The organism is Paenibacillus sp. MT124 (genome assembly GCF_058792755.1).
The window spans coordinates 5,211,447-5,228,538 of the sequence record NZ_CM179500.1; the positions used below are offsets into that span (position 1 = coordinate 5,211,447).

Sequence of the window (17,092 nt, forward strand, 5' to 3'; positions counted from 1 at the left end):
TATCCCGCCTTCATCGTGTATTGGAACCTTTCCGACGCGCCCGGCGCCTTGACCTGGCAGTCGTGCGCTTGCGAGCCGTTGGTTTCGCCCTGTACAGATGCTTTCTTTTTTGCTGAGCTGCCTTCCGGGTTCGCTTTTTTGCCCCCGTTTTCCGTTTGCTGACCCTGCTAGGCGGACGCTTTTCAACCACATCAGCGGGGACAGGATGGCCTACGGCAATCGGCGGAAGTGGGGAGAGTGGCAATGCCTGAATAACCGACAGCGGGAACAGAAGTGCTCTGACTGCCCCGGGGTCCAGAGCGAGTACGGTACGCAATCCGCCTTCTCCCCAGGTATACACCGGGCCATTCGGTGCCTGAATGTAAGGGAACCAGCCAGGGTACCGCAGCAACCACTGTGTCACCATCGTATGCATGCCAGCTCTGTAGGTTTCAATTCCATACAATCGTTCCGCTTCTGCCCGGCCTCGCCAGGCAATATCGGACGCCATCTCCGTGTCGTTCAGCAGGGTCGTCGCCAAAACGGCAAGTGCATTGCTGTCTCCCGGAGGAGCTAGAAATTGGCCGCTGCCCACCCCTTCCAGCAGCTCCGACAGGCCGCCCTGGGCAAAAGCAATAACCGGTTTGGCAAAATACACACCCTCCAGCGCAGTCATGCCAAAGCCTTCCTTGACCATGCTCGGGATAACCACCATATCCATCGCTGTATAGGCAAGAGATACATTCTCTTCAAATGTCGTAAAGGTAAATCTGCGTGCATATCCTGATTTCTTCACCCTTGCTACACATTCGTCATAGTACTTTTTGTCTGCTGGCGCACCAATGATCCAGTACCTGGCTTTCGAGTGGGTTTCGCAGAGCTGCAGAGCCATGTCGATAAAAGGTCTCAGCCCTTTGGCATCATATATAAAAGAAGAGATATAGCCGATACAGACATGCGAGTTCCTGAAACCGAGCTCCTTGCGCTTGCGTTCACGCAAATGAAGCCAGCGGTCCGGGGCAGGCAGTGCCGGGTCCCAGGTTGGTGGAAGAACTGACAGCTTCCCGCTCATGCCCGCATGTTTAAACGGGGCAGCAGCCGTCTCGGATATGCCGATAATCCAGTCCGAATACCGGTCTATCATCTGCACGGCTTCGTCTGTATGAGCATTGATCTGAATAATCTCCGTAATCTTCCAGATGACTGGAATCTGCAGCGATTTGGCTGCAACGGCAGGCAGCACATTCACACAGGTATTCGTCAATACCAGTGCAGGAGAAGTTTCCCTAATGAGGGAAACCACATCCTGATAAGCTGGTGTGTAGCGAAGCTGTTCTGCATCATTTGCAATGCCCTGGTAGGGTGTGTACACACCGTGAAGCATGGGCAGCGAGCATATCTTGACCTGAATATCGAATCTCCGCGCAAGTCCGGCGAGCTTGCCTTCCTGCGGGGCAACAAGCACGCAGTCGAAGATGGAGCCCATTTCCCGCATAAAATGGAGCAGCAGCTTCTCCGCCCCCGTAATACTCCGGGTATTGCACACATGGGAAAACAACATGAGTTTCGGTTTAGTCGCCATGGCTGCACGGACCACTGCATGCATATCGCATGCAGGTCTGTGCACACCTCCTCCCGACCGGAAATTAAGGGAATATGATCGTCAGCATTTCATTAATCCTTCTGCCATACGTGTGTTCCTTGAGCGTCCGTTCCAATCCGCGGAGGGCGATTTCACGGCGCTCTTTCTCGTGAGTAAGATAGTATTCCACCTTATCGAGCAGCTCTTGAGGAGAAGAATAGGTTTCGATCTCCACACCCGGTTTATAGAACCGCGCCAGGTCATCACGTGCATCCGTCAGCTGCAGTGTTGCGGAAGCCGAGATCTCGAATGTTCTTGGATTCGGCGAAGCTGGTGGTATTTTGAGATGGTTGTTATTGACGGAATCATCTTCGTGGGAACGGTGCAGGTTGATCACAATTTTAGTCCCGTTATATACATCATTGGTTTCCTGCGGACTCATCCAGCGTCCATGCTCAATCTTCTCGCCATAGGCTTCATAGCCAGGCAGACGGTCCCACCAGATGCCATTAAACACGGTATTGTGTGACATGATCTGTGCCATGATTGGATTGAAGAAGTAGACCCGATTCCAGTAGGCCGATCCGATAAAACTGACGTCCCGGTGCAAGGGTGATGGCGTCGTGATCGGGAAGTAATGATTGGTGAATGCCGCAAACGGCAGGTAGTGTACAGATGCACAGCCGCTCTGACGGTATAGTTCTACACAGTTCAATTCCAGTGTGAAGATATGATCGAAGTGATGGACACGTTCCATCGTCATATCCGTGTAGTACGGATCATCCGTCAGCCAGATTGCTGTGGGGATACCTGCCTGGCGAATCGCATCAATATGCTCAAGCGGAATGTCCATGCCATCCAGGACAAGAACCAAATCGGGGCGATTTTGCAGCGCAATTTCAGAAACCGGCTGCCGGGGATCAGTCAGCGTCACCTGAGCAACCATGCCTTGCAGGGTGGCCATAATCGCCTCATCCAGCGGTGAATAGGGGAATCCTTTACCCGAAGAGACGTACAGGACGTGGATCTGCCGGAAAGGCAGCGGTTCCTGTGCACAATTGACAATATAGTTGGCACGCCCGCGCAGGTATCCTTCTTCCTTGCCTGCATCATAACCGGCATGCTGCCCGTTTTTGCGTGCCTGATCAGCCAGGCTGAGTACTGGCGCATGAAAATTCCTCTTTTTACGGTGTTTGATAGACATACCGCCACTCCTTCTGTTTGAAATAACTTTCGCTGTATTCCTGGCTCGCTGTTCTACACATGTTCCAGCAGCTGGGCGATTCGGCGGGCAAACGTATGCTGGTTCAACGTGGTCAACAGCCCCCGCCAAGCCATGTCCTGCCGTTCTTGCTCATGCTTCAGGTAATATTTGATTTTGCTCTCCAGTTCGGCTGCTGTCGTAAACGTCTCAATGTCATAACCCGGTTGGTAAAAGCGGGGCAAGTCACCTCGTGCATCTGTAATCTGCATTGTGCCGCAGGCACTGATCTCATACGTTCTTGGATTAATGGATCGACCTTCCAGATGATGCGTATTGCGATTATCCTCACCATTCTCGCAGGTCCGGTGAACATTAATGACAATCTTGGCGCCGTTGTAATAATTAACAGTTGAGCTTGGATCGATCCATCCCTCATGGATAAAAGGGCCGAGCACATCCGACCGTGTCAGCCGGTGCCACTGGCCGCCGGCAATGAATACTTTTTTGTTAGCCAGAAAAGGGGCCAGTTCATCGAACAGAGCGATCCGATTCCAGAAGCCAGTGCCGATAAAACAAATATCGTATTGGTGCTGAGGCTCAATGCGACGAGGCTGGAACATGCCGGGATTAACCGCGAGTGGCATATAGATGACTCTACTCGCTCCGTTCCCTCCGTAAAATGGAACCGCCGCTTCTTCATGCGTGAACACCACATCGTAGTGCCTGCAGATGGTCGCCGTATCTTCGGTAAAATAGGGATCATCCACAAACCACACTGCTGTCCGAATACCGAGGGCCCGTATCCCGTCTACCTGCTCCAGGTGATCCGCAGGAAATACGTGCAATCCGTTCATGACCAACACGACATCCGGCCTGTGCTGACTTGCATCCTGCAGCATGGTTGCCGGCGACCCGACAACACATTCACGCACAGACTGCTGCAGAGCTAAGATGACACCTTCATCAATGGCATCAAATCCTTGCGGAATGTACAGTACTTTCATATCCCGCATAGTCGGCTCAAACATCTGAACTCGCTCCATCATGGCCTGACAGCCGCCGAATCTGCGGCCTTCAGCATATCCGCTGCGGTAAGCTATCTTCGCTTCCGGGAGCGATCGGTGTCGTTTTTTTGCCACATCCTTCACCCTGTCTTCCTTTCAGGAGATTCCGTATCCGTTTCTCCCCGAGATTGGTCTTCCCTCTAAAGGATATGCCCCGGGGTCAGATGCATCATGGACGGGTGTCCTGCAAGGCGCAAAATTGGCGTCTGCCCTCCACATTGGCCTGTACGGGCATGTCCGCTTCTGCGGCCATGCAAATCACCCGGGGGGAACTATCCCCCCGGGTGATCATATGTGCTGGACCTGCAGCAGTCCGTCTGCCGCTAATCAGGCCTATTCGGTTATTGTGCCTTGTACGCCAGCTGATGTCCGTCCTCGAAACCCTTGGCGAAACCCGCGTTGAATCCCTCGTTGTACGCCTCGTTGTAGCCCTGACTGTACGCGTTGTCCGGGTTCGGATCGGTAGGGGTAGCCGGGACGACTGGTTGTACCGGCTTCGGACTCCGGTGCCGCCGTACCGAACGTTTCTTTTTTTTGAGCCACGCACTACGTCCTTTAAGCGTGCGTTTGTGCAGTACACGTTTGCCTTTGATGGCACGCAGCTTACGGATTTTGCGCAGACGGGCACCACGTGCAAGCAAAGCTCTTTTCGTTCTAAGCTTCAACTTTTTCTTTCTCAACATATCAACATTCCTCCTGTATGTCCCGAACGATACGTACCGCATATTCAGGTTCTTTGAGCCACGGCAAGCCGGGCTCCCCTTGCTGAATTCGTGCCAGCCTGATCCCCGTAACCATACGGGACATTTCTTCCTGATACCTGCTCAGCAGACGAATGTTCTCGGCAAGATTGCGGGCAGATACTTCCGAATGAGCGGTTACGCTGGCTACACTGTCCAGAATGCGAGCCAGGGCCTGCTGGCTGTGTGCAATGGATTCAATGAGAGCCAGTTTAACTTCCTGCTCACGCTGCAGCAGACTCATTTTCCCATGTCTCCAAGATCCATGCCGCCAAACATGCCTCCGTCCATCCCGCCTTCTTCAGCACTGTTATCGACCATGACAGCTTTCAAGTTGTTGCAGAGCCCTGTTTCCATCCGGGTTAATCCTTCCAGCATTTCAACCAGTTGATCATGCATTTTCAGCGGTTCTGCCACCTGATCACCGTGCGTTAGAAATGCTTCACCGTTCAGGTGATTCAGCGCCCAATTCCGAACTTTCTCAGCTTCAATCGCCTTGGCTTCCAAGATCAGTGCGATGTTCCATTGCATCTTGGCTGCAGCATCCAGCATCAGTATGAGACTTTGTTCTCTGCTCATGTTCTCTCACCCGCCTTCCGGGCTTATTCTTCCTCTTGACCTGCCATCTCCCGCATGACCTGGGTCAGCGTTTCGGCAACAGCTTCTTCCAGATCCGCAAGGCCCCCCAAATAGGAGATGATGCTTTTGTTGATTTGTCCAGAGCTATCCAGCAGACCCTCTACGCCATCCAGCTCCGGTTCGATATCCGGCAAATGATTAATAATTTCAGACATCCGCACAGCGACTTGACGTTTGGCATCCAATACTCGTGCAAGCTGCTGGTGTGAGTGTGCAATATGTGTGAGTATTTCATCAACTTTGCTCTGCATGGTCCTCCTCCTTACCGTCACGGCCTGCTTCACCCATAGAAAAACCCGGCCTATCAGCATTTGCCTGCTACAGCATATGCCGGGCCGGGATCGTCAGTTACTCCAGCTTGCGCCTATATCGTTAAATGACATAACTCCAGTCAGATGAGTATCGGCTCAGGAATTGGCGGGTTCGTTCCTGCTTGGGCCGTAAAAAGATTTCCTCAGGTGTTCCTTGCTCCACGACATGCCCCCCATCCATGAAGATAACCCGATTCGCCACTTCACGGGCAAAACCCATTTCATGGGTAACAACGATCATGGTGATGCCCTCCTGGGCAATCGAACGAATGACCGATAATACCTCTCCGACCAGCTCTGGATCCAGGGCAGAAGTCGGTTCATCGAACAGGATGACCTCCGGATTCAGTGCCAGAGCACGGGCAATGCCGACCCGCTGCTGCTGTCCGCCAGACAGCATGCTTGGATACTCATTGATTTTGGCAGAAAGCCCTACTTGTTCAAGAAAACGCAGGGCACGTGCACGGGCATCCGCCTTGGACATCTTCTGTGCCACAATTAGCCCTTCCGTGACGTTATCCAGCACCGTTTTGTGTTTGAACAAATTGTAATGCTGAAAAACCATGGCCGTTTTCCGTCTGATCTGCATGATATCGTGTTTGCGCGCATGTTTGCAGTCCACGCCCAATCCGCTGATCTGGACCTTTCCTTCATCCGCACGTTCCAGGAAGTTCACACAGCGCAGCAATGTTGTTTTGCCTGACCCGCTGGGTCCAAGAATGGCGACCACGTCCCCCTGTTCTACCGTCAGATCAATGCCTTTTAGCACTTCCTGCTTGCCAAAAGACTTGTGGATATTGCTTAGTGTAATCATGAAACCCCTCCTTTGCTATACAAGGCAACCCGGCGTTCCAACAGAGCCGTAATCCGTTCGGCGATGATTGTCAGGCCCCAATAGATCACTGCCGCTGCAATGAAAGCCTCCAGAAATTTCAAACTGACGGATGCAACGACATCTGCCTTTCCGAGAATATCCATCTGTGAAACCGTAAAGGCCAGGGTCGATCCATGGAGAAATCCGACAAACATGCTGCACAGATTGGGCAATACAGCACCGATGGCCTGAGGGAGAATGATGCGCCGCAAGGCCTGTGAGGTACTCATGCCTACGGCATGCGCAGCCTCCATCTGTCCACGGTCTACAGCCAGAATACCCGAACGGATAATCTCGGACATATATGCTCCGGCTGTCAGCGAGAAGGCAATCAACACAAACACCAGAATAGGTATGGAAGCCGATTGAAAAGCCCATCCGTACCGTTCAGAGAGTTTATCAATTATCATCGGTATACCGTAATAGATCAGAAATAGATGCATGAGCATCGGCGTACCGCGCAGAAACGAAACGTAGAAGGCGGCTACCCGGTGAATCCATGGCACCTGATAGATTCGAATCAGCGCAGTGGCAAGACCAATCCCGAAACCTGCTATCAGCGGCACAATCGTGATCACGAGTGTCAGTGGCAATGCCGTTAGAATTTTGAAAAAAGACGTATAAATAAACTGGAGATCAATGGACATATGCTCACCCCGCTATTCGTTTCAGTCGTTCAGCTCTGACCGCTGGCTTAGGCATGGTGCTTTTGCGTTCATGACGCTGCAGTCTGCGTTCAGCAAGAGCAAACCCTTTTTCAAGGACAATAACAATGACATAATAAACAACCGACAAGCTGATATAAACTTCAAGCGCATGTGACGTTGCCGAGATCAGCGTCTGCCCTCTGCCCACCATATCCATGACACCGATGGAAAAAGCAAGGGACGTGTCCTTAAGCGAACCGATCAGCGTATTCGCCATATTGGGGAAAGCCACAATAAGCGCTTGGGGAACAACAATCCGCCGAAAGGACTGAAACGTAGTCATCCCTGCTGCATAAGCCGCTTCGGTCTGGCCCTTGTCAACACTGCGAACGGCTCCGCGGAAGATCTCCGCAAAGGAAGCAGCATCGCTAAGTGCATAGGTCACGATGACAAATACCAGCGGATCGGTTCTGGACAGGTCAATGCCAATTGGCTTAAGCAATTCGGGCAGGCCGTAATAGACCAGAAACAGCTTGATGAGAATCGGTGTGCCGCGCATGAAAGATACATACAGGGTGGCGAGCTGACTCAGTACCGGAATTCGGTAGAGTCTAGGAACTGCCAGCAGCACACCGCCTACTAGACCAAGTACAATAGACCCGCCCAGCACGATCAGAGTTATATGCAGATACCTTAGCAGTTCCGGGATGAAATCCAGAACCAAGGATATATCGAATGCTTTTCCCATTACGGCTTGCACACCTTTCTCATGCTACTCTTCAACCGTATAATCCGCGCCAAGCCACTCTGTGCTCAGCTTGCTTAATGTTCCGTCTTCCTTGATTGATTTGAGAGCTTCATCCACTTTGGCTTTGAGTTCCTGCCCGTCCTTGTTGAGGATGAAATATACTTTGGAATTCGATAAAGCTTCTCCCACCGTTTTTAATTGGGCATCCACAGCCTTATTCTGATAGTCAATGGCGAATTGCGTACTAATTGTTGCATCCACCCGGCCTGATTTGATCTGGGTAATCGTGTCTTCACCGGCTCCCGAGTATACGATATCAATGCTGTTGCCATTTTCCGCATTCCACTTCTCAGCCAGCACAGCCGCATTGCTCGTTGCACCCACAATCAGTTTTTTCCCTTTCAGATCGTCAATGGAATTCACATCCTGGTTTTTCTGACTCACGACTACTTTGTTGGGGAAAATATTATAAGCTTCATCATTAAACAGGAACTTCGCCTGTCTCTCTTCATTCACTTCCATCTGGTGAGCGATTAGATCAATCTTTTTCGTCTCCAGGCTGAGCAGCAGGTTTTTGAACTCCATGGTGCTGAACTCAAACTCATACTCAGGCAGCCGTTTATCAATCTCACGAATCAATTCCACATCGTATCCAGTCAATTTGCCATTCTCATCAATGAAGCACACATTCGGAAATTGCGTACCTGTACCTACGATAATCTTCTTCACTGTATCTTGACCGGACGCAGATGTGGTCTCCGCTTCATTTGAAGCATTGCCTGTGCTGCATCCTGCCAGCACCGCGAGCATAGTTACGAACAGCAGCGCTGTCCGAAATTGATGAATCCCCCATTTTTTAGCCATTCCCGATCTCCTCCACAGGCTGTGTTACACAGCCAATATAATGTAAACTCCCATTCTCCAAATTCTTAACTAACCATTCTTACTTGTATAGTCGGAATTAGGTTGATCAAAGAATATCACCCTGGGTTATCCTGAGGCAATACGAAGCCTAATAGGACATCCTGATAATGTTATAGAACTTCTCTATCCGGACATTGCCTATGAAATCCATATACCAAAAAAAGCCCCTCCCCGATCGGTCTGGCGGAGAAAAGGCTTCTTCGATTCGTGATGTTATCTATCTGCGACTGGCCCATTTAATTTTACGTGCGACTTCCAGCCGCTGGGATTGCAGGAGGCCAATTCGTTCTTGGCATTTGTCGCGTTCATCCTGGGTGTGTGCTGCATGCAGCTGGTTGCACAGCCCCGTTAGCTTACTGTTGATATAATCCAGCCGTGTCCATAATTCCTCTTCTGGTGTCCGCTGCTGCTCCGCTGCCGGCTGAAATATTTTGAGCTGGTGGATAAGGGACTGCTGCCATTCCTGATCCTGAATTTGGATGGCAAAATGCAAAAGATCCAGATAATCGTCGATTTGCAACGATACGCCGCAATCAGGTTTAGTATTCATTGTCGTCTCTCTCCTTATTTCAGTGCTTGGCTGGAATCAGTTACTTCTATTTTACAGGAAAAGGGCTGCTTTAGGCGAGGGTTGAAAGTACGAAATTTGGAAATTTTTTTGGTTTTTTTGTGCATAGAAGTTTTCTATCTACATACAGAACGTTCGGATTGGAGCATACAGCATAAAACCCGCTCCAAGGAGCACTCCTTGTGCGGGTCTTCATCATTTAATCCCTACTGTATCTGCCTTGCGCCCTTCAAGCCTTTTCCTGATTTGGCTGCCTCGTTAGAAGCAGCATGACAAATGAGATGATAATAATGGAAACGGTCCATGCCCATGCCATGGTCTGATTACCGGAATCCACTGCAACATAGATGGCTGTAGGTACGGTTTGGGTTTTGCCAGGAATATTACCAGCGATCATCAGTGTGGCCCCGAATTCCCCCAGTGCACGAGCAAATCCCAGTATAAAAGCAGTCATCAATGCACGTCCTGCAAGCGGCAGCGAAATGTAGCGAAACACCTGCCACTCATTCGCCCCGATCGACCTGCCCGCATCCTCCAGATCCTTATCAATACCGCTGAAACCGGACTTCATGGTCTGATAAATGAGCGGGAAGGCTACAGCCACTGAGGCAATCACCGCCGCCCACCAGGAGAAGATGACCGGCGCCGAGAAGATGGCTTCAATCCATTGTCCCAGCAGACTTTTGCGGCCCAGCAAAACGAGCAGCAGAAAGCCAACGACGGTCGGTGGAAGCACCAGCGGCAGCATAAACACGGTTTCCAGCACAATTTTGCCACGAAAAGAGCGGCGTGACATCTGCCAGGCTACCGCAATGCCGAGCACGCCTGCAATGATGCTGGACAACAGAGCAACCTGAAGTGACAGGCGGACAGGTGACCAGAACGCTGACCAGTCAATCTCCGTACCAATCATTCCGGAACAGAGAATCCGTATTTCGCAAATACATCCAGCACTTCAGGGGTTTGCAAATACGCGTAAAATTGTTCTGCTTCTGTCCGGTGTTTTGTGCCCTCAATAATGCCTACCGGATAATGGGCCGGTGTATAACTGTTCTTGTTCACCTCAAATGCAATTTCCACCTGATCCGAGGTCAGTGCATCCGTTTTGTACACAAATCCCGCGTCTGCGTTCCCGGTCTCTACATACTGCAGAACCTGTCTGACATCCTTGCCCTGCACAAGCTTGCTTTCGAGCTGATCCCACAGCTTGGCTTTCGTTAGTGCTTCCTTCGCATACGTTCCTGCCGGGACACTTTCCGGAATTCCGATAGCTACGGTTTTAACGGAATCCGCTGTCAGATCCTGCTCGCTCGATACTGCATTTTCACTACCTGCTGGAACGATGGCAACAAGGGAGTTTTGCAGCAAATTTTTCTGATCAGAAGCTGCAATCAGGTTCTCGTCCACCAGAGCGTTCATGTTCTTCGTTGCCGCCGATACAAAGATATCAGCAGGTGCACCCTGTTCAATCTGCTGCTGCAGTGCCCCCGATGCCCCGAAGTTAAAGTTGAGTTCAACAGAAGGATGGGCAAGCTCATAGCCTGTTTCGATTTCTTTCATCGCATCGGTCAGACTGGCTGCCGCGGAGATGGTTAATTCTACGGTTTCCTGCGGCTCGGTATTCCCTGCTGAGTTGACATCTCCTGATGTCGCAGGTGCCGAGGACACCGGCTCAACTGCTGTCGATGAATCCGCACTGTCCGCACCAGCACCACAACCCGCCAATACAAGTGTCATCCCTAGAGACATGCTCCCCAGTATGTATCCTATTCTTTTTTTCAATTCTTCTCCCCCTGATCCTTCTACACGTTATGTTTAGTTATATCTAGTTATAATTAATTATATTTCATTATACATAAGATCGATCAAATGGAAAGGTCTTGTTTCTGCACTCCAGCAGTTAATGGTATAGTACAAGAGACTGTTTCAAACCTTTCAGCAAACTACACATGATGTTGATGAACTTAATTATATATGCTTTTGCCATCCTGAAGGAGGATCTTCACACATGACAGAGGAGCAATCCTATACAACCGAAGAAATATCCAAGCTGCTCAAAATATCCAAACTAACCGTGTATGACCTGATTAAAAAAGGAGACCTTGTCGCTTATCGCGTCGGCAAACAAATGAGGATTGATGCCACCGACCTGGAAGCATATAAGCTGCGTGCCAAGCAGCTGCAGTCCTCAGCCGGACCGCTATCCGCTTCGAGTCAATCCTCGGGAACCGCGCCAATAATTGATCGTGCTGATTCAAGTAAATCTTTGGCTGCACCTGTACAAGACTATTCCAATGCCCCAGCCAGACCGGTATCCGAAGCATCCCGCATCGTACGCGGGGAGTCTCCTGCCCCCCATGCATCGCGGCATGTCGTCATTACCGGGCAGGATGTAAGCCTGGATATTCTCATGCGCCATATGGAGAAACAAACGCGGGACATTCGGCCACTGCGTTCTTTTATGGGCAGTCTCGACGGACTCATCTCCATGTACCGCGGTGAGTCTGACCTGGTCAGCACTCATCTGCTCGACGGGGATACGGGCGAATATAATTTGCCCTACATTCGAAAAATTTTGATTGGCTGGTCCTACGTCGTTGTAAACCTGCTCTCAAGACCAGCAGGATTGTATGTACAGCGAGGTAACCCGCGTGGCTTACAAGGCTGGGTAGACCTGGATCAGCCTGATCTGCGACTCGCCAACCGCGAGAAAGGTTCCGGGGCGCGTGTCCTGCTTGATGAGCAGCTGCGTTTGCACGGGATTCCTTCCTCCCGCCTGATCGGTTATAACCTGGAAGAAACCAGTCATATGGGTGTTGCCGCCAAAGTCAGTTCCGGTGAAGCGGATGTGGGCATTGGCATTGAAAAGGCTGCACGTCTTGTCGGTCAGGTTGATTTCATTCCACTAACTCAGGAGCGCTATGACCTGGTTATGTTAAAGAAACCGGGAAATGAGCTGTGGACCGATTCGGTCCTGCGCATTCTTCAATCTTCAGAGTTCAGACAGGAACTGCAATCCTTCGAAGGCTATGATGTTTCCCGTACAGGTGAGATTTTGTACGAAGTATAATATTGACTTCATGTACAAGTTTGCCAAAACACACACTTATGCTCCCATACGTCAACACTGTACAGCCCGTTAGTTAAAGAAAAGCAGCTGATCACATGATCAGCTGCTTTCTTAGATTTATTGAGCTATCGTTACCCTTTAGCCTGAACACCCTAATTAGAGCGTCTCAACCAATTTCTGAATCTTGAGTGGGAAATTAAATATACAGGACCCAATATTTCTATTTTGCCGTACTTTTACACGTATAGCGCTTTCCTGTTCTGCCGCATACACATCAATCTCTTCAGACAAAAGGAACAGGTAGAGATTCATAGGCAAATTGATCAGTCAATACCATCATAAATCGTAGTTGTTTCAACATCATTGCCAGTATTTGTGCAAGCTTAACCATTGGGCAGCCATGTTTAACGAGCCAGCACTAGCATACAGTATAACGGCACTGCTATTCTGAATCACATCCGATAATTCATAGTCCATTAAAAAGTCTTTTTGCAAAACCGGATAGCCGCCGCCTTGAAAAATGACTGAAGCGTTGTAAATGAATCGCTGGGCATCTTCCTTCTGCATGCGTCTGGTTCATTCATATTTAGCCCGCGTTCTAAAATCTTTGCTATCTCGATTAACTTTCATAAACATTTAGTATCGAATCTATTAAGCCAGGGAAGCGTTCATTCAGGTCTTCTGTTCGAAGTGACAACAAACGTTTGGTTCCTTCAAAGCGAGTATAAATAATTCCAGATTCCCGAAGTGTCCGGATGTGTTGTGACCTTGTAGAATTCGCAATGGGAACATCAAAATTCTTACAAGCCTGCTCTCCACTCCTATGCATTTGTGCCACCATATGAAGACGAATAGGATCACTGAGTGCATGCAGAACTGCTGGTAGCATGAAGTCTTTACGATCAGGATGATGTAGTGATTTCATTGTATTTTCCCCCATTATATTCCTATACCATATTTATTATTAGCTGATGTGAGCCTACATTTTAAGCTTATCTCCAAAAACAAATTCATGTTGTATTTTACAATACTACGATATATACTTCAATTGTTCGCTATTTTACGAACAACAAAACAATACGTATACATAAGTAATACAATCAGAAGGAGAGATCGTATGAGTTCAGAAAAAAATCCCTCGGCAGTTCAATCCGAGCAGCCACTTTTAGCCCGAGAAGGCTTTACCATTGGGGCCATATGCATTGCTATTGTATTGGCACTTATGAATACATCCATGTTTAATTTGGCACTGCCTAATATCATCTCAGATTTCAATATTTCCTCATCCACAGCTTCCTGGATTGTGTCCGGATATTCCATCATGTTTGCTGTTTCTTCGATCACATTCAGTCGGTTATCTGACTTCATACCTCTCAGACGGCTGCTGAATATTGGTGTCTTTGCTTTAGGACTAGCTAGCTTGATTGGATTCTTTTGTGACAGCTTTGTTGCATTGCTTCTATGTCGTATTGTGCAGGCAGCTGGTGCGGGCGGTATTATTTCCCTATCTATGGTGCTATATACGCGTTATATTCCTATAGAACGTCGTGGTGCTGCTATGGCCATCAATATGTCTGCTGTATCACTAGGACTTGGTGCAGGACCAGTTGTCGGCGGAGCAATTGTCGAAAATTTGGGATGGCACTGGTTATTTATTCTAACTTCATTCGTCTTGCTGCTGCTTCCATTATTTCTTACGTTGCTTCCAAAAGAGTTTCCACAGGCGGGATCCTTTGATCTGATCGGTGGGATATTGCTCGCTGTAGGTACGACTTCACTACTTCTGTTCACGACTAACCAGAAGGGGATTATGCTGATTGCTGGACTCGTTGCTTTGACACTCTTTGTTGTGCGAATTCGTAAAACCCCGGAGCCATTTGTACTCCCGTCGCTATTTGCAAACCGCCCATTTTTAATACTCGTTTTACTAGGAATGACAGGTTATATATGTAATTTTTCTACTTTGTTTCTCTTGCCTCAGATCTTAACTCAGAATTTCAACTTTACACCCGGAAATGCGGGATTAATCATTTTTCCTGGTTCGTTACTTGCTATCCTCGCTTCACGCCAAGTGGGTCGAGTAATTGACCGTTACGGAAATCGTACCTTTTTGAAATATGGACCTATATTGTTGTTAATCTCTACGATTCTCTTCGCTTTATTGATTGGACACTCTTGGATAGGAGCAATGATTACCTATATGATTCTTAGCCTGGCATTTACAGCACTTTCTAGCTGTTTATCCAACGAAATCTCACGTGTACTAGACAGGAAGTATATAGGTTCAGGAATGGGTTTATATCAACTTCTTCAGTTTTTCAGTGGAGCCTTTGGGGTCGCCATAGTTGCCATTGCTTTAGAAAAACAGCAACAACTCACCTTGGCCACAGCATATACGAATATTTACTGGGGCTTATGTATGCTAGCAGTCGTTGGTGTTGTTTCTGCTTTCATCTATAGAAAAAGCGGAAGTTTTACACAACCAAACTGAGGCTGTCACATACAATTTCATTGAATATCGTTGTATAAAAAAAGGAGCCGATCATATTGATCGGCTCCTTTTCCTCCCATTTTTCAACTAACGTTTCCCGTTAGTTGAATGAACCTCAATTATGCATTTGAATATTTAATCGAGACCAATCCTGGTTAACTACGGAACGAAGGAGTACCCCAAGTACCCGAAGAAGAACTTCGGCTCGTGCTCCTAGTTTTGCATCCTCCCATAGTTGAACGGTAAAGAAGTATCTTTATATACTAAATGTGAGACCTTTATATCTAAAGCAAACTTCAACTTCTTTAACAATAAGTTCATAACGTCTCTTTAACCATTTAAAGGACCTACTCATGATGTTTGTAATTATACGTGTATGAGGATCCGGTAGGACGTCCAAATTTTTTATAAAATAATCCCAACCTTTATTTCGCCTGGCACACTATATAATTGTCAGGAATTACAGATGCAACTATGGAGGCAAAAGATGGATTCAATTAGTAAAAACGAAAAAGAAGCGGCGGAAGCGATTCGGAGCTATGTCAAACCGATTTTCGGTTTTGCGTTAAACCGGGTCAAGCAGCGGGCCGAGGCGGAGGATCTGGCTCAGGAGATTATGCTGCAGTTGTTGAAATCCTTCTCCGGGGTGCGGGACATCAGAAGCCTTGACGCTTACGTCTGGACGGTTGCCCGATACACTTGGGTGAATTGGTTGAAAAAGCGTGCGCACGCTCCCCAAGCGATCGAAATCAACGGCATGTCCGAACTGTCTGCCGCCCCTTCCCGGGAGCCGCTTGACCGGCTGCTGTTAACTGAAGCTTACCGCGAGCTGCGCCGAGAAGTCGCGTTCCTGTCCGACATCCATCGCCGGATCGTGGTCATGCATTACTACGACGAGCTTAAAATCAGCGATATCGCGATTGCTCTGAACATTCCTGTAGGCACGGTAAAGTGGCATTTGAGCGAGGCTAAAAAAAAGTTACGGAAAGGGATGAAACGTATGCGTGCAACAGGAACTTTAAGTGTCAATCCGGTCAGCATGGGAGAAATGGGCCATTCCGGTTCGGCGGGCAGACTGGGCGAAACCAACGATTTTCTTGGACGCGCCTTGGCGCAAAATATCGTTTACGCGGCTTATCACAAGGCGCGGACCGTACATCAAATCGCGGAGGAGCTCGGAATGCCGCCGTCTTTGCTGGAAGGCGAAGTCCGGCACCTTGCCGATTATAATTTTCTCATCCAAACCTCTCCCGGCAAATATCAAAGCAATACTATCGTCTGGGACCTCTTCGAGTTGGCCGTAGCCGGTCATCAATTCTGGCAAGATTGCGCCGCCGAAGTGGCCGATGTTCATTTTGATGCGTTAATGGAAGTTCGCCGGCAAGTCGAGGATAGCGGAGTGTACGTTCCGGACGGCGACTATAACTTCCTGCTCTGGACCTTGCTGCCCAAGAACGTCGAGGAGCAATCTTGGCGGAGCATGCCGGCTGGCGAAAGCTTCGATGCGGTCGCACCAATACGAAAGGACGGAGGTCAGTATATTGCCTATGCGGCGTTAAACCGGAGCTACGATACCGATCCAGGTTTTGATATGAGTAGTTACGTCACCTTCGGTCCGTCGCTCCGCTACGTCGAAGACACTCCCTTATACTTGTGGCAATTCAATACGTACTGGAGTGACCGCCAGGTGGATTGGCGTTTCCTGGAGTACCGGAATGTCGAGATTTGTCATGCGTTCCAACAAGGGGAACTGCCCGACAACGAAGAGAACAGCGAGCAATATTCGTTCCTGCTGGAGAAGGGGTACATCCGCAAGACGGAGGAGGGGTACAAGTTCAATGCGGTTTGGATCGACTCTCCGCAAACGTTGGATCGGTTGAACAAGGCAATGCCGGATTTGTCCGCTCTGTATGCGCCTGCTGTCGGCAAGCTCTATGACAAAATGCTCAACCTGTTCCTGCAAAATCAGCCGAAGCATTTGGAGCCGCAGCTTGCTTACATGGTGAGAGGCAACACCGGCGGAGGTCGGCTGGTCGCCTATATTTTGAAGCATTTGGTCGATAACGGGAAGTTGAAACCGCCGTTGCCGCACCAGCAGAAGACGATCTCAACCTGGATGGGGCCGGTCAAGTAAGTCGGTTTGAAATGTATATGAAGAAAGGCCGTTCCCGGGCGATGGCCATTTTTACACAAAACTCTGTCTGTCCACTCTGTCTGTCCAATGAAGTGCTTAGGACATCGCTATTTCACA

Annotated in this window: 19 protein-coding genes; 3 read left to right on the forward strand and 16 right to left on the reverse strand. The window is 49.1% G+C overall.

Annotation, left to right across the window (positions count from 1 at the left end):
- Positions 1–10 precede the first annotated feature (10 nt).
- From AC3RCI_RS23555 to modA, 14 genes are all read right to left on the reverse strand, one after another.
- Complete coding sequence (locus tag AC3RCI_RS23555) at positions 11–1,606, reverse strand: glycosyltransferase (RefSeq protein ID WP_492526666.1); 1,596 nt, start codon at positions 1,604–1,606, stop codon at positions 11–13.
- A gap of 19 nt (positions 1,607–1,625) precedes the next feature.
- Entirely contained in the window at positions 1,626–2,765 is a 1,140-nt protein-coding gene (locus AC3RCI_RS23560) for a glycosyltransferase family protein (protein WP_154896340.1), read from the reverse strand.
- Between the two features lie 53 nt (positions 2,766–2,818).
- On the reverse strand, positions 2,819–3,913 hold the full coding sequence (locus tag AC3RCI_RS23565) for a CgeB family protein (protein ID WP_336782868.1): 1,095 nt from the start codon (positions 3,911–3,913) through the stop codon (positions 2,819–2,821).
- 257 nt (positions 3,914–4,170) lie between these two features.
- Positions 4,171–4,512, reverse strand: coding sequence for a FliH/SctL family protein (locus tag AC3RCI_RS23570; RefSeq protein ID WP_095291948.1), 342 nt, complete (start codon positions 4,510–4,512; stop codon positions 4,171–4,173).
- Between the two features lies 1 nt (position 4,513).
- Entirely contained in the window at positions 4,514–4,813 is a 300-nt protein-coding gene (locus tag AC3RCI_RS23575) for a hypothetical protein (protein ID WP_095291950.1), read from the reverse strand.
- The gene (locus AC3RCI_RS23580) at positions 4,810–5,148 is read right to left on the reverse strand and encodes an alpha-helical endospore appendage domain-containing protein (RefSeq protein WP_095291951.1); all 339 of its coding nucleotides are present in this window, start codon (positions 5,146–5,148) and stop codon (positions 4,810–4,812) included. Before AC3RCI_RS23580 ends, AC3RCI_RS23575 begins: the two co-directional genes overlap by 4 nt.
- Before the next feature lie 23 nt (positions 5,149–5,171).
- Positions 5,172–5,459: a nucleoside-diphosphate sugar epimerase gene (locus AC3RCI_RS23585; RefSeq protein WP_095291953.1), complete on the reverse strand. Its 288-nt coding sequence runs from the start codon at positions 5,457–5,459 to the stop codon at positions 5,172–5,174.
- A gap of 121 nt (positions 5,460–5,580) precedes the next feature.
- Positions 5,581–6,333: an amino acid ABC transporter ATP-binding protein gene (locus AC3RCI_RS23590; RefSeq protein ID WP_492526668.1), complete on the reverse strand. Its 753-nt coding sequence runs from the start codon at positions 6,331–6,333 to the stop codon at positions 5,581–5,583.
- Entirely contained in the window at positions 6,330–7,040 is a 711-nt protein-coding gene (locus tag AC3RCI_RS23595; protein ID WP_154896342.1) for an amino acid ABC transporter permease, read from the reverse strand. Before AC3RCI_RS23595 ends, AC3RCI_RS23590 begins: the two co-directional genes overlap by 4 nt.
- Positions 7,041–7,044: 4 nt before the next feature.
- Complete coding sequence (locus tag AC3RCI_RS23600) at positions 7,045–7,788, reverse strand: amino acid ABC transporter permease (protein ID WP_095361342.1); 744 nt, start codon at positions 7,786–7,788, stop codon at positions 7,045–7,047.
- Between the two features lie 24 nt (positions 7,789–7,812).
- The gene (locus tag AC3RCI_RS23605) at positions 7,813–8,652 is read right to left on the reverse strand and encodes a transporter substrate-binding domain-containing protein (protein ID WP_154896343.1); all 840 of its coding nucleotides are present in this window, start codon (positions 8,650–8,652) and stop codon (positions 7,813–7,815) included.
- 277 nt (positions 8,653–8,929) lie between these two features.
- On the reverse strand, positions 8,930–9,262 hold the full coding sequence (locus AC3RCI_RS23610; protein ID WP_154896344.1) for a hypothetical protein: 333 nt from the start codon (positions 9,260–9,262) through the stop codon (positions 8,930–8,932).
- Between the two features lie 247 nt (positions 9,263–9,509).
- Positions 9,510–10,193, reverse strand: a complete 684-nt coding sequence (gene modB, locus AC3RCI_RS23615) for a molybdate ABC transporter permease subunit (RefSeq protein WP_492526670.1) — start codon at positions 10,191–10,193, stop codon at positions 9,510–9,512.
- Positions 10,190–11,029: a molybdate ABC transporter substrate-binding protein gene (modA, locus tag AC3RCI_RS23620; RefSeq protein WP_492529989.1), complete on the reverse strand. Its 840-nt coding sequence runs from the start codon at positions 11,027–11,029 to the stop codon at positions 10,190–10,192. Before modA ends, modB begins: the two co-directional genes overlap by 4 nt.
- A 259-nt stretch (positions 11,030–11,288) precedes the next feature.
- Between modA and AC3RCI_RS23625 the strand changes: the two genes are divergently transcribed.
- Entirely contained in the window at positions 11,289–12,350 is a 1,062-nt protein-coding gene (locus AC3RCI_RS23625; protein ID WP_492526671.1) for a helix-turn-helix transcriptional regulator, read from the forward strand.
- Positions 12,351–12,710: 360 nt separating this feature from the next.
- Here AC3RCI_RS23625 and AC3RCI_RS23630 read toward each other — a convergent pair whose 3' ends face one another.
- Positions 12,711–12,917, reverse strand: a complete 207-nt coding sequence (locus AC3RCI_RS23630) for a hypothetical protein (protein WP_336782881.1) — start codon at positions 12,915–12,917, stop codon at positions 12,711–12,713.
- 52 nt (positions 12,918–12,969) lie between these two features.
- Positions 12,970–13,275, reverse strand: coding sequence for an ArsR/SmtB family transcription factor (locus AC3RCI_RS23635; protein WP_127538989.1), 306 nt, complete (start codon positions 13,273–13,275; stop codon positions 12,970–12,972).
- A 192-nt stretch (positions 13,276–13,467) separates the two neighbouring features.
- Between AC3RCI_RS23635 and AC3RCI_RS23640 the strand changes: the two genes are divergently transcribed.
- Both AC3RCI_RS23640 and AC3RCI_RS23645 read left to right on the forward strand, forming a co-directional pair.
- Entirely contained in the window at positions 13,468–14,841 is a 1,374-nt protein-coding gene (locus tag AC3RCI_RS23640) for an MFS transporter (protein WP_492526673.1), read from the forward strand.
- A 487-nt stretch (positions 14,842–15,328) separates the two neighbouring features.
- On the forward strand, positions 15,329–16,975 hold the full coding sequence (locus tag AC3RCI_RS23645) for an RNA polymerase sigma factor (RefSeq protein WP_492526675.1): 1,647 nt from the start codon (positions 15,329–15,331) through the stop codon (positions 16,973–16,975).
- Positions 16,976–17,092: the final 117 nt, after the last annotated feature.

Bases quoted from the DNA above. Each gene is read 5' to 3' on its own strand.
- AC3RCI_RS23635 (WP_127538989.1), bottom strand. From the start codon at position 13,275: ATGAAATCACTACATCATCCTGATCGTAAAGACTTCATGCTACCAGCA.
- AC3RCI_RS23625 (WP_492526671.1), top strand. From the start codon at position 11,289: ATGACAGAGGAGCAATCCTATACAACCGAAGAAATATCCAAGCTGCTC.
- AC3RCI_RS23640 (WP_492526673.1), top strand. From the start codon at position 13,468: ATGAGTTCAGAAAAAAATCCCTCGGCAGTTCAATCCGAGCAGCCACTT.
- AC3RCI_RS23575 (WP_095291950.1), bottom strand. From the start codon at position 4,813: ATGAGTCTGCTGCAGCGTGAGCAGGAAGTTAAACTGGCTCTCATTGAA.
- AC3RCI_RS23580 (WP_095291951.1), bottom strand. From the start codon at position 5,148: ATGAGCAGAGAACAAAGTCTCATACTGATGCTGGATGCTGCAGCCAAG.
- AC3RCI_RS23560 (WP_154896340.1), bottom strand. From the start codon at position 2,765: ATGTCTATCAAACACCGTAAAAAGAGGAATTTTCATGCGCCAGTACTC.
- AC3RCI_RS23610 (WP_154896344.1), bottom strand. From the start codon at position 9,262: ATGAATACTAAACCTGATTGCGGCGTATCGTTGCAAATCGACGATTAT.
- AC3RCI_RS23595 (WP_154896342.1), bottom strand. From the start codon at position 7,040: ATGTCCATTGATCTCCAGTTTATTTATACGTCTTTTTTCAAAATTCTA.
- AC3RCI_RS23630 (WP_336782881.1), bottom strand. From the start codon at position 12,917: ATGCAGAAGGAAGATGCCCAGCGATTCATTTACAACGCTTCAGTCATT.
- modB (WP_492526670.1), bottom strand. From the start codon at position 10,193: ATGATTGGTACGGAGATTGACTGGTCAGCGTTCTGGTCACCTGTCCGC.
- AC3RCI_RS23605 (WP_154896343.1), bottom strand. From the start codon at position 8,652: ATGGCTAAAAAATGGGGGATTCATCAATTTCGGACAGCGCTGCTGTTC.
- modA (WP_492529989.1), bottom strand. From the start codon at position 11,029: ATGTCTCTAGGGATGACACTTGTATTGGCGGGTTGTGGTGCTGGTGCG.
- AC3RCI_RS23570 (WP_095291948.1), bottom strand. From the start codon at position 4,512: ATGTTGAGAAAGAAAAAGTTGAAGCTTAGAACGAAAAGAGCTTTGCTT.
- AC3RCI_RS23600 (WP_095361342.1), bottom strand. From the start codon at position 7,788: ATGGGAAAAGCATTCGATATATCCTTGGTTCTGGATTTCATCCCGGAA.
- AC3RCI_RS23590 (WP_492526668.1), bottom strand. From the start codon at position 6,333: ATGATTACACTAAGCAATATCCACAAGTCTTTTGGCAAGCAGGAAGTG.
- AC3RCI_RS23645 (WP_492526675.1), top strand. From the start codon at position 15,329: ATGGATTCAATTAGTAAAAACGAAAAAGAAGCGGCGGAAGCGATTCGG.
- AC3RCI_RS23585 (WP_095291953.1), bottom strand. From the start codon at position 5,459: ATGCAGAGCAAAGTTGATGAAATACTCACACATATTGCACACTCACAC.